The 11603-nt window shown below is 63.4% G+C and carries 10 protein-coding genes and 1 pseudogene; 6 read left to right on the forward strand and 5 right to left on the reverse strand.

The genetic code is table 11. The annotated features are described in order from the left end of the window. Nucleotide 1 precedes the first annotated feature (1 nt). Entirely contained in the window at nucleotides 2-1264 is a 1263-nt protein-coding gene (gene wecC, locus ACLEJP_RS09130) for a UDP-N-acetyl-D-mannosamine dehydrogenase (RefSeq protein WP_440805694.1), read from the reverse strand. Then, nucleotides 1261-2403, reverse strand: a complete 1143-nt coding sequence (gene wecB / locus ACLEJP_RS09135) for a non-hydrolyzing UDP-N-acetylglucosamine 2-epimerase (protein WP_440805696.1) — start codon at nucleotides 2401-2403, stop codon at nucleotides 1261-1263. Before wecB ends, wecC begins: the two co-directional genes overlap by 4 nt. A 692-nt stretch (nucleotides 2404-3095) precedes the next feature. On the opposite strand from wecB, the gene ACLEJP_RS09140 reads away from it, so the two are divergent. Beyond that, on the forward strand, nucleotides 3096-3431 hold the full coding sequence (locus ACLEJP_RS09140; RefSeq protein WP_440805728.1) for a ComEA family DNA-binding protein: 336 nt from the start codon (nucleotides 3096-3098) through the stop codon (nucleotides 3429-3431). A 227-nt stretch (nucleotides 3432-3658) separates the two neighbouring features. On the opposite strand, the gene ACLEJP_RS09145 is transcribed toward ACLEJP_RS09140, so the two are convergent. Further along, nucleotides 3659-3826 (reverse strand): DUF2897 family protein, encoded by a 168-nt coding sequence (locus ACLEJP_RS09145; protein ID WP_010952850.1) that lies wholly within the window; start codon nucleotides 3824-3826, stop codon nucleotides 3659-3661. A gap of 182 nt (nucleotides 3827-4008) precedes the next feature. Between ACLEJP_RS09145 and pyrF the strand changes: the two genes are divergently transcribed. After that, entirely contained in the window at nucleotides 4009-4710 is a 702-nt protein-coding gene (pyrF, locus tag ACLEJP_RS09150) for an orotidine-5'-phosphate decarboxylase (protein WP_440805698.1), read from the forward strand. 127 nt (nucleotides 4711-4837) lie between these two features. Here pyrF and ACLEJP_RS09155 read toward each other — a convergent pair whose 3' ends face one another. Beyond that, a complete protein-coding gene (locus ACLEJP_RS09155) occupies nucleotides 4838-5839 on the reverse strand; it encodes an NADP-dependent oxidoreductase (protein WP_440805701.1) in 1002 nt (333 codons plus the stop codon). Nucleotides 5840-6014: 175 nt separating this feature from the next. Here ACLEJP_RS09155 and ACLEJP_RS09160 point away from each other — a divergent pair, with 175 nt between their 5' ends. Then, entirely contained in the window at nucleotides 6015-6776 is a 762-nt protein-coding gene (locus ACLEJP_RS09160; RefSeq protein WP_440805704.1) for an SDR family oxidoreductase, read from the forward strand. Between the two features lie 17 nt (nucleotides 6777-6793). On the opposite strand, the gene ACLEJP_RS09165 is transcribed toward ACLEJP_RS09160, so the two are convergent. Continuing rightward, nucleotides 6794-7951 carry an MFS transporter gene (locus tag ACLEJP_RS09165; protein ID WP_440805708.1) on the reverse strand — a complete coding sequence of 386 codons (1158 nt, stop codon included), beginning with the start codon at nucleotides 7949-7951 and terminating at the stop codon, nucleotides 6794-6796. A 164-nt stretch (nucleotides 7952-8115) separates the two neighbouring features. Here ACLEJP_RS09165 and ACLEJP_RS09170 point away from each other — a divergent pair, with 164 nt between their 5' ends. From ACLEJP_RS09170 to ACLEJP_RS09180, 3 genes and pseudogenes are all read left to right on the forward strand, one after another. Beyond that, the gene (locus ACLEJP_RS09170; protein WP_440805711.1) at nucleotides 8116-9513 is read left to right on the forward strand and encodes a PLP-dependent aminotransferase family protein; all 1398 of its coding nucleotides are present in this window, start codon (nucleotides 8116-8118) and stop codon (nucleotides 9511-9513) included. Between the two features lie 669 nt (nucleotides 9514-10182). Beyond that, nucleotides 10183-10662 (forward strand): annotated as a pseudogene (locus ACLEJP_RS09175) (methyl-accepting chemotaxis protein); the annotation flags it as partial. 204 nt (nucleotides 10663-10866) lie between these two features. Continuing rightward, on the forward strand, nucleotides 10867-11571 hold the full coding sequence (locus ACLEJP_RS09180; RefSeq protein WP_440805730.1) for a methyl-accepting chemotaxis protein: 705 nt from the start codon (nucleotides 10867-10869) through the stop codon (nucleotides 11569-11571). Nucleotides 11572-11603 lie beyond the last annotated feature (32 nt).

Raw genomic sequence — 11603 nt, forward strand, 5'->3', positions numbered from 1 at the left:
ATCAAGCCTGGGTAACGCCTGCGGCGTCGATCACGAATGCTGCGTCACGCACGTTGAAGGTGCCGCGGAACTCGCGGTGTTTCACCAGCAGTACGTGAATGTCTGCGCTGTCCTGCGCATAGTCGAATTCCACATGCTCGTGCTGCGCCAGACGCTGCGGCAGGGCTTCGATGTTCGGCTCGACCAGTTGCAGGGTGGCTTCCAGCTCATTGCCCAGGCGCTCGGCGATGCTCAGCGCCGGGCTTTCGCGCAGGTCGTCGATGTCGGCCTTGAAGGCCAGGCCGTAACAGGCGATTTTCACTTGCTGGGCCGACTTGCCCGGGTGCTTGATCAGGAAGTTGGCCAGGGCCATCTTGACCTTGTCGATCACCCACTCAGGCTTGCTGTCATTGACCACGCGGGCGGTGCGGATCAGGCGTGCCTGCTCCGGGGTCTGGCTGACGATGAACCACGGGTCGACGGCGATGCAGTGGCCGCCCACGCCCGGGCCAGGCTGCAGGATGTTGACGCGCGGATGGTGGTTGGCCAGGCGAATCAGCTCCCATACGTCGATGTCCAGCTTGTCGCAGATGATCGACAGTTCGTTGGCGAAGGCGATGTTCACATCACGGAAGCTGTTTTCGGTCAGCTTGCACATTTCCGCCGTGCGCGCGTTGGTGACGATGCACTCACCTTCAACGAAGGTGCGGTACAGGCGCACGGCTGCTTCCGAGCACTTCGCGGTCATGCCGCCGATGATCCGGTCGTTTTCCACCAGCTCGCGCAGCACATGGCCGGGCAGTACGCGCTCAGGGCAGTGGGCCACGCGGATGTCGGAATCTTCACCGTGGGTTTGAGGGAAGCTCAGGTCCGGGCGCGCCTGGGCCAGCCAGAAGGCCATCTGCTCGGTGGCGCCGACCGGCGAAGTAGATTCGAGAATGACCAGGTCACCCTTTTTCAGCACTGGCGCAATGGCCTTGCTGGCGGACTCGATGTAGCTCAGGTCCGGCTGGTGGTCATCCATGAACGGGGTTGGCACGGCAATCAGGAAGGCATCGGCTGCTTCCGGAACGGTAGAGGCGCGCAGGTAGCCTTCGGTGACGGCAGCATGCACCACCATGTCCAGCTCAGGCTCGACGATATGGATTTCGCCGCGGTTGATGGTGTCGACCGCATGCTGGTTCACATCGATACCGATCACCTGCTTCTTGCGGGCGGCGAAAACGGCAGCGGTTGGCAGACCGATGTAGCCCAGGCCTACGACAGAAATCTTGTTGAAGCTCATGCTGCGTCCTTGGGGTTAGAGAAGGCGGAGAGTGCGTCGAGGATTCGCGCGCACGCTTTTCCATCGCCGTAGGGGTTATGCGCAAAGCTCATCTCGCGATAGGTCGCATCGTCAGTGAGCAGTTTCGCCAGGTGCTCGGTAATCGACTCGACGTCGGTGCCGACCAGCTTGACGGTACCGGCGGCGACGGCTTCAGGGCGCTCGGTGGTGTCGCGCATCACCAGTACCGGCTTGCCCAGGGCGGGGGCTTCTTCCTGGATGCCACCGGAGTCGGTCAGGATCAGGTACGAGCGGGTCATCAGGTAGACGAACGGCAGGTAGTCCAGTGGCTCGATCAGGTGGATGTTGCTGACGTCAGCCAACAGCCGGTTGACCGGCTCGCGTACGTTGGGGTTGAGGTGCACCGGGTACACGATGTCCACGTCAGGGAATTGACGCGCGGTTTGTACCAAGGCCTGGCAGATGCGTTCGAAGCCGCCCCCGAAGTTTTCGCGACGGTGGCCGGTGACCAGTACCATGCGCCGCTGCGGGTTGAGGAAGCTGAACTGGGTTTCGAACTGGCTTTTCAGTTGGGGGCTTTCCAGTTTGCGCACCACTTCCAGCAACGCGTCGATCACGGTATTGCCGGTGGTATGGATGGTCGCAGCGTCGATGCCTTCCTTCAGCAGGTTGTCCTGCGAAGTGGAAGTCGGTGCGAAATGCAGGGCGGCCAGGGCGCCAGTCAGGCGGCGGTTGCCTTCTTCCGGCCACGGCGAATACAGGTTGCCGGTACGCAGGCCTGCTTCAACATGAGCGATAGGGATCTGCTGATAGTAGGCGGCCAGGCTGGTGGCCAAGGTTGTAGCGGTGTCGCCGTGGACCAGCACCACGTCGGGCTTGAATTCAGCCAGAACAGGCTTGAGACCCTGCAGGATGGCAGTGGTCACATCGGTCAGATCCTGGCCTGGCTTCATGATGTTCAGATCATAGTCGGGCGAGATCTCGAACAGCTCCAAGACCTGGTCGAGCATCTGGCGGTGCTGGCCAGTGACGCAGACGCGCGACTCGAAACGGGCATCTTGGGCAAGGTTGAGGGCCAGCGGAGCCATCTTGATGGCTTCTGGGCGGGTGCCGAATACAGTGAGGGTCTTGAGGGGCACGGCGACGGTCTTCTGTGTATGGAGGGTGAAGGCGGTTGTATCGGGTGCTACGGGTGCGGCTCGAGGGTGTTACACAAAACGGCCGAGGGGGGTGGCCTGGGCTACTCCACGCACACCGAAGCGAGCTGGAAGCCTGGGGGGGCATGAAGAAAAATTCATCTGAGCTCGGATCCTTCAAGCGTGGCGGTTGTCCAATGAACGCAAATTTATCATTTCGTCATCTCTCTGACACCCTCTATGGCACGTTTTTTTCCCCTTCATGTAGGAAATTGGCCATATCTATCGACTAATTGGATCCGATTTCCAAATTTGAATCGGGAAAAACGATTGTTTGATGTTATTCAGGCATCATGCCAGTCGGGTCAATTCGACGAAGGCATACGACGAATGGCTGGAAGCCTTGGCCGATAAGGGTTGTAGGAAAAGCAACGGCTGTTGGTCCGAATGAAGCCGAGGTTAAACGGGAATTTAACAGCAAGCAATTTGCTACCGCCGCATTTTCATGAAGTTACCCATAAACATGGCGCAATGCCATTATTTTTGCAGTGGACCAACTTGCTTTCTTTATTGTCGGATTCAGTAACGAATAACCGAAGCGCGAAGCTGTTTGCATGATCGAAGAACCGCTAGGGTTGATTACGCAGCCGAAGGAGAACGGCTGCTGGATAAGACCAACCCAAGGAGTGTTCACCATGCGTAACAACGTACTGTCGTACCTTTTGCTGCCCCTGTTCGCCAGCCTGTCCTTTTCTGTCAGCGCGGCCCCGGCCAGCGCAACGGCGACGCCCGAGCCGGTGCCTGTGGTCAGTGAGCAACAGGCACCGCAGCCGCAGCGGCTGGACCTGAACACGGCTGATGCGGCGACCTTGCAGAAGGAACTGAATGGCATTGGGAAGGCCAAGGCCGAGGCCATCGTGGCCTATCGGGAGGCCAATGGGCCCTTCGCCTCGGTGGATGAGTTGCTTGAGATCAAGGGCATCGGTAATGCACTGCTGGAGCGGAATCGGGACAAGCTGATGGTGAAATAAGCGGCAGGGGAGGCGGCTGTTGCGTTGAGGTTGTCTTGAAACCTCAGGCCGCTTTACAAGCCAATCCCGCGCAAGGCCGCTCTCGCGATGGATCGTTATTTTTTGCAGGAGCGGCCTTTTGTAGCGGTAGGGGCGTTAAGCCACAGCAATAAATTCCCATTAGAACAAAAAGTTATTTTTATCTGCGCGTCGCGTCAAAATGCTGGCTGAAACGTTGGCTTTGGCTTTCAGCGGTCTTGCGCATCCTTGGCATCCGCTTCGGCATTGCGCTCATGCACCTTGCGCAGTTGCTCCTCGGTCAGCGGCAGCTTCTTTGCCGTGTCGCGCAGCAGCATCAGCCCGCCAACGATGGAGCCGAGGGCTATGATGAGTATCAGCCAGGCATACCAGGGCATGTGTCGTTCTCCTTTACCAATGAGGGGCAGTGCTTGTACGAATTTTGAGCAATTACCCGTTCCGTTGGTTCAATTATAGGAGCCAGGCCGTGCCGGGCCAATTCCGTGATCCGCGGTCCCCAAAGCCTGTGCCACTTCGTTTACAATGCGCGCCGTTTTCGACTTGCCAAGAGACCCTGCCCATGTCCGCCTGCCAGACGCCCCTGATCGTCGCCCTGGATTTCCCTACCCGCGAGGCCGCCCTGATGCTGGCTGACCAGCTTGACCCTGCGCTGTGCCGGGTGAAGGTTGGCAAGGAGCTGTTCACCAGCAGCGCTTCGGGCATTGTCGAAACCCTGTGCGACAAGGGTTTCGAAGTGTTCCTGGACCTCAAGTTCCATGACATCCCCAATACCACCGCCATGGCGGTGAGGGCGGCGGCCGAGATGGGCGTATGGATGGTGAACGTGCATTGCTCCGGTGGCCTGCGCATGATGGCGGCCTGCCGTGAGGAACTGGCCAAGCGCAGCGGCCCGCAGCCGTTGCTGATTGGCGTGACCGTGCTGACCAGCATGGAGCGTGAAGACCTGGCCGGTATCGGCCTGGATATCGACCCGCAGGAGCAGGTGCTGCGCCTGGCGGCGCTGGCCGAGAAGGCGGGCATGGACGGGTTGGTGTGCTCGGCGCTGGAAGCCCCGGCGCTGAAGACGGCGCACCCGTCGCTGCAGCTGGTGACGCCGGGTATTCGCCCGGCAGGTAGTGCGCAGGATGACCAGCGGCGGATTCTTACCCCGCGCCAGGCGCTGGATGCAGGTTCCGATTACCTGGTGATCGGCCGCCCAATCAGCCAGGCCGCCGACCCGGCGCAGGCGCTGGCAGCGGTGGTGGCGGAGATTCGTGGGTAAGTTGTCTGCACTGAGGTGCTCGCCCTGAGCACCAGGGTGCCGGCTAGATCGAGCGCCGCCCGCCCGGCGCTCGATCTAGCAGGTGCTTAACCTTCCATGGCCTGCACCTGCAGGCCCGGCCCCGCGATCAAACCTTCAACACCAACTTGCCAAAGTTCTCCCCGCTGAACAGCTTCAGCAACGTCTCGGGGAAGGTCTCCAACCCGTCCACCACATCCTCCTTGCTCTTCACCTGCCCACTGGCCAGCCACCCGGCAATCTCCTGCGCGGCCTTGCCATAGTCCTTGGCATGGTCCATTACCACAAAGCCTTCCATGCGTGCGCGATTGACCAGCAGTGACAGATAGTTGGCCGGACCTTTCACCGCCTCCTTGTTGTTGTACTGGCTGATTGCGCCGCAGATCACGATGCGTGCCTTGAAGTTGATGCGGGTCAGCACGGCGTCGAGGATGTCGCCACCCACGTTGTCGAAATACACATCGACGCCTTTCGGGCATTCGCGCTTCAGCCCAGCCAGCACGTCCTCAGCCTTGTAGTCGATCACCCCGTCAAAGCCCAGTTCTTCCTTCAGGTACTGGCACTTCTCGGCACCGCCGGCAATGCCGACCACGCGACAGCCTTTGATCCTGGCAATCTGCCCGACGATGCTGCCCACCGCACCAGCCGCACCCGAAATCACCACGGTGTCGCCGGCCTGGGGCTGGCCGACTTCGAGCAGGGCGAAGTAGGCGGTCATGCCGGTCATGCCCAGTGCCGACAGGTAGCGGGGCAGGGGGGCCAGGCTGGGGTCGATCTTGTGCAGGCCCTGGGCATCGCCGGTGAAGTAGTCCTGCACGCCAAGGGCGCCGCTTACATGGTCGCCCGGCGTGAAAGCGGGGTGGTTGGAGGCGACCACCTCGCCAACACCCAGCGCTCGCATCACCTGGCCCAGCGCCACCGGGGGGATGTACGACTTGCCTTCGTTCATCCAGCCGCGCATGGCCGGGTCCAGCGACAAGTACAGGTTGCGCACCAGTACCTGGCCTTCGCCGGGTTGTTCGACGGGAACGGTCTCGAAGCTGAAGTCATCACGGCGCACGGCGCCGACCGGGCGTTTGGCGAGCAGGAAGCGGCGGTTGGTCTGGGTCATGGCAGGTCCTTGTGGGCAGTGGAGAGGTCAGGCATCCAATCTACCTTGTTGATGGAGGCAGGTCCGTAACATCACTGACAAGCATGGTAGCTCAACCGGAGGGGTGATGATGCTGCCCGGCCGGTTACTGGCTGACTATGCTCCGGACCTCACCCAACACTCTCAGGAGCACGCGATGAGCATGACCTTTTCTGGCCAGGTCGCCCTGGTCACTGGCGGCGCCGCCGGCATCGGCCGGGCAACCGCCCTGGCGTTCGCCCGGGCGGGCCTGAAGGTAGTGGTGGCCGATCTCGACCCGGCCAGTGGCGAGGCCAGTGTGGCGTTGATCCGCGCGGCGGGTGGCGAGGCGCTGTTCATTGCCTGTGATGTCACCCGCGACGCCGAGGTGCGCCAGTTGCACGAACGCCTGATTGCCGCCTACGGCCGGCTCGACTATGCCTTCAACAATGCCGGCATCGAGATCGAGCAGGGCCGCCTGGCCGAGGGTAGCGAGGCCGAGTTCGATGCCATCATGGGTGTCAATGTCAAAGGCGTGTGGCTGTGCATGAAGTACCAGCTGCCGCTGCTGCTGGCCCAGGGCGGTGGTGCGATCGTCAATACCGCATCGGTCGCCGGGCTTGGCGCAGCGCCGAAAATGAGCATCTACAGCGCCTCCAAGCACGCGGTGATCGGCCTGACCAAGTCAGCTGCCATCGAATATGCCAAGAAGGGAATCCGCGTGAATGCGGTATGCCCGGCGGTCATCGACACCGACATGTTCCGCCGTGCCTACCAGGCCGACCCGCGCAAGGCCGAGTTCGCCGCTGCCATGCACCCGGTGGGGCGGATTGGCAAGGTCGAGGAGATTGCCAGCGCGGTGCTGTACCTGTGCAGTGACGGCGCAGCGTTTACCACCGGGCACTGCCTGACGGTGGATGGCGGGGCCACGGCGATCTGAGGCCACTGTCACTGCTCCTACACCGAGCGTGCCGCCTGGGCGGCTTTCAGCGAGCCGGACAGCAAGGCCAGCCCAAGCGCCACGCACCCCACTGTCAGCGCCCCACCGAACACCAGCAAGGCCAACCGCGCCCCGAGCCGGTCACTCAGCAGCCCGGTGACGATCACCGGCAAGCTGAACCCAAGGTACGCCAGCAGGAAGAAACCGGCACTGGCCCGGGTCTTCTCGCTGCCAGCCAGCTGGTTCACCGCCGCCAGACCGCCCAGGTAGATAAACCCGTAACACGCACTGCTGGCCGCTACCGCGCCCAGCAGCACGGCCCCCAGTTGCCCGTTGGCCGCGCCCCAGGCCAGCACGGCATAGCTGCACGGCAATATCAGAAGCCCCAGCAAGGTTGCCGTACGGCTGCCCAGGCGACGCGCCATCGGCTGGAACAACAGCCCGCAGCTGATGACACAAAAGGTCGAGAACCCTGACCAGACGCTAAGCCCATGCTCGCGCAGAATGCCGGGGAGCAGGGCGATGACCAGCCCCGAGCAGGCCCACGCCAGCAGGATGGCCAGGCCATAGCCCAGGCTGCCACGCGGGTAGCAGGGCAGGCGCAGCATGGGAAGGCGCTGTGCCGGCCGAGGGTCGGGCAGGCGCCACACCAGCGCCATGGCCAACGCAGCCAGCAGCAACTGCAGATAGAAGCTGCCCGGGGTCAGGCTGGGCCCGCGCAGCAGGAACAGGCTGGTCAGCGCTGCGCCCAGGCCAAAGCCCAGCGAGGTGCTGGCAGTCACCCAGGTGGCGGCGCGCGGGTCATGTTCGCGGCCCATCAGCTCGCCCATGTAGGCGGTTGCCGTAGCGGTGGCCAGTGCCGTGCCCAGGCCCAGGCACATGCGCGCCAGGCCCAGGGTCTGCAGGCTGGGGGCCAGCAGCATGAGCCCGCTGGCGACGATCGACAGGGCCAGGGCGGTCAGGATCAACGGCCGACGTCCGACCCGGTCTGCCAGGCCGCCCAAGGCCAGCAGCACCGGCAGTACTCCAAGTACATAGCCGGCGAATGCCACGGCCGTGGCGCCAGCGCCCTGGCCGGAAAGGTCGGCGTAGGTGATATACAGCGGGGCCGGCAAGTTGACGGCCATGGTGATCAGGCAGAGGGCGAAGGCCAGTCGGGCCGGAGCGAAGGGCATGGTCAGGGTCCTGGTTTGCTCGTGTTTGCGCCGGCCGCTTGGCGGGTTTGCCCGCGGAAGGGCCAGCCCTGCCTACTCTGGTGCCTGCCCATTTCACCCACCAGATACACCCTCAGCGCATTTATGCTTAACTGTTCGCTCAAAACCAGCAAACAGTAACCACAATGCACCTGACCCTCGACCGCACCAGTCCTACGCCCTTGGTGCAGCAACTCACCGACCAGTTGCAAACCTGGATCGACCAGCAGCGCCTGCGCCCCGGGGCACGCCTGCCGTCAATCCGCGCCCTGGCCCGCAGCCAGGCGGTCAGCGCGTCGTGTGTGATCGAAGCCTATGACCGCTTGGTTGCCAGTGGCTGGCTGGAAGCGCGTCATGGCACCGGTTTTTTCGTCGCCGAGCGCAAACCAGGCCTGGCAGCGGACGACACCCAACCCTGGGGCGAAGCCGCAGACGGCAGTTGGCGGCAATTCCGCGAGGGCCATGACGAACTGCTCAAGCTGGGCTGCGGCTGGCTGCCGAGCAACTGGCGCGCCGCCACCGAGCTGGCCCAGGTGGTGCGCCAGGTCAGCCGCGGCAACCCTCAGGACCTGTTCGACTACTGCCCACCCCTGGGCCTTGCCAGCCTGCGCCAGCAGTTGCACAAGCGCCTGGCGCAACAGGGCGTCGCCGCCGGCCCCGAACGTATCCTCACCACCCATGGCGCCAGTCATGGCCTCGACCTGCTGGTGCGCACCTTGCTGCGTCCCGGCGACACGGTACTGGTGGAAAACCCCGGTTATTACAACCTCTACAACCTGCTGCGCCAGCACCAGGTGCAAATGTTGCCGGTACCGCGTGGCGCCGAGGGGCCCGACCTGGCAACCCTGGAAGCGCTGCTGGGCACGCACAAGCCACGCTGCCTGTTCATCAACAGCCTGTACCACAACCCCACCGGCACCAGCCTGACGCCCAAGGTGGCTTACCGCCTGCTGGAGCTGGCCCGCGAGCATGACCTGCGTATCATCGAGGACGATATCTACGCCGACTTCCAGGAGGGGCCGGCTACTCGCCTGGCCACGCTCGACAGCGAGCAGCGGGTCATCTACATGGCCAGCTTCTCGAAAACCCTCAGCAGCTCGCTGCGGGTCGGCTATCTGGCCGCCGACCCGGGATTGGTGGCGCGCCTGGCCGAATTGAAGATGGTCAGCGGTATCGGCACCTCGCGTTTTGCCGAGCAGGTAGTGGGGCAGATGCTGGCCAATGGCAGCTACCGCAAGAGCATGCAGCGCCTGCGTGTACGCCTGGGGCAGCACATGGCGAAGTTGCTTGGCCAGCTGGAACTGGCGGGCTGGCAAGTGTTCTGCGAACCCTATGGCGGCATGTTCGTCTGGGCGCGTGTGCCAGGGCGTGATTTCGCCAGCCTGGAGCGCCTGGCGTTGCAGCATGCGGTGCTGCTGACCCCGGGGAGCGCCTTCGATTACCAGGGCGCTGCCAGCGCCTGGTTGCGCATCAATGTCGCCTATGGGCAGGACGCCCGCGCGCAAGCCTTCTTTCAGCACGCAGGGCGACCTCTGCAAAGCTGATAGCGACACGCTCATAGCTATTTGACACTATTCTGGCGTCAGGCCCTTGTTCATCGGCTGGCAACGTTGCCACCCTTGGCCTTCAAGATAACCTCGCCAGCAGAAGGGGAATCGGCAATGGGCGCGAGCAAGCACGGTGTGCTGGCCAACCTGGGCATGGCCCGCAAACTCAGCCTGGGTTTTGCCCTGGTGCTGGTGCTGACCCTGGCGGTAGCGGCCATCGGCATCGCTGCGCTGCACAGCGTTGGCCAGCGCTTCGACAGCCTGCGCCAGCTGGGCCAGTTCAATACCGACCTGCTGCGCCTGCGCCAGCATGAGCAGGCGTTCGCCCTGCGCTCTGACATAAAACAGGCCGAGGCCTTGCGCAGCGGCCTGCAGAGCCTGGCCGAACGTGCGCGTGGCCTGCCGGCACTGGCCGCGGCGGAGGCCGACCTGACGGCCTATGGGCAGGCGTTCGAAGCCTTTGTCGAGGCGGTGCAAGCCAAGGAGCTGGCGCTGGACATGGCCAGCTGGTCGGTGTCCAGCGTGGCCAACAACCTCGATGTGCTGCAGTCCGGCCTGGCCGACGATGGCGTCTACACCCTCAAGCAGTCCCAAGGTCAGGAGGGCGGCACCTTCCTGGAACAGGCTGCGCAGGTGGCGCAGGTGTCGCGGCTGATGCTGCAGGCCATGGACGAAGCGCGTGTACGCCTGGAAAAAAGCCGCAAAGGGGAAGAGGGCGTCAGCCAGGAGCGCATCGCCCAGACTGTAGAGGCCGCCAGCCTGGTCGGCCAGTTGCAGGGCGCGGTCAGCGACGCCGGCTACCAGAGCGTGCTGGGCGAAGTGGCGGGGCACATCGGCAGTTTCTCGGAAAAACTCAACGAATACACTGACCAGCTGGCCCGCGAGCAAGGACTGAAGGCGCAACTACAGGCCAGTGCCGAGCAGGTCACCGGGCGGGTCGACCAGGCCTACCAGGCGCAGGAGCAGGCGCTGCAGGGCGAACTGCAGCGCAACGCCGTGGCCATTGGCCTGGCGACAGCCCTGGCACTGTTGGTCGGTGTGCTGGCCGCCTGGTTGATCACCCGTGCCGTGGTCGGCCCGCTCAAGCATGTGATCGCCCGCGCACAGCGTATTGCCGCCGGTGAGCTGGGCTTTGACGCCCAGGCGCCACGTCGTGATGAAGTGGGCCAGCTGATGCAGGCCATGCAGCAGATGGCGGAGGGGCTGGCGGGAATCGTCAGCGGTTTGCAGCAGGGTATCGAGCAACTGGCCGGTAATGCCCAAGCGCTGTCGGCGGTGACCGAGCAGACCAACCGCGAAGTGGGCAGCCAGAAGGATGAAACCGAGCAGGTGGCGACGGCCATGCAGCAGATGACGGCCACCGTTCACGACGTGGCGCGCAACGCCGAAGAGGCGGCCCAGGCCGCCCAGGCTGCCGACGAAAAGGTCGATTCCGGGCAGCAGGTGGTGCGCCAGAGCATGCAGCGTATCGAGCAGTTGGCGGCGGCAGCGGAAACCGCCAGTGCCGGTATCGACAGCCTCAGTGCGGAAATCCACACCATTGGCGATGTGCTGGAAGTGATCAAGAGCGTGGCCGAACAGACCAACCTGCTGGCGCTCAATGCTGCCATCGAAGCGGCCCGGGCCGGTGAGCAGGGGCGTGGTTTCGCCGTGGTGGCTGACGAGGTGCGGGCCCTGGCGCGACGTACCCGGCAATCGACAGAGCAGATCGAAACCTTGGTTGCCAGCCTGCGCGGCAATGCCCAGCAGTCAGTGGCGCAGATTCGCGACAGTACCGAGCTGGTGCGTTTGGCGGTGGCCGATGCGCTGCAGACCGAAAGCGCGCTGGGCAGCATTGCCGCGGCGGTGTCATTGATCCAGCAGATGAACCAGCAGATTGCCGCGGCGGCCGAGCAGCAGAGCTCGGTGGCGGAAGAGATCAGCCGCAGCGTCACGCAAATCCGCGGCAGTGCCGATCAGGCGGCACTGGCGATGCAGGACAATGCCCGGTCGAGCATCGAGCTGGCGCAGCTGGGTACCGATCTGAAGGGGATGGTGGGGCATTTCAGGTTGTGATCTGAGCCTGGGGCTTGTGTTGCCTGTACCAG

It is taken from the genome of Pseudomonas sp. SMV7 (assembly GCF_052041995.1).
In the GTDB taxonomy this organism is placed as follows: Bacteria; Pseudomonadota; Gammaproteobacteria; order Pseudomonadales; family Pseudomonadaceae; genus Aquipseudomonas.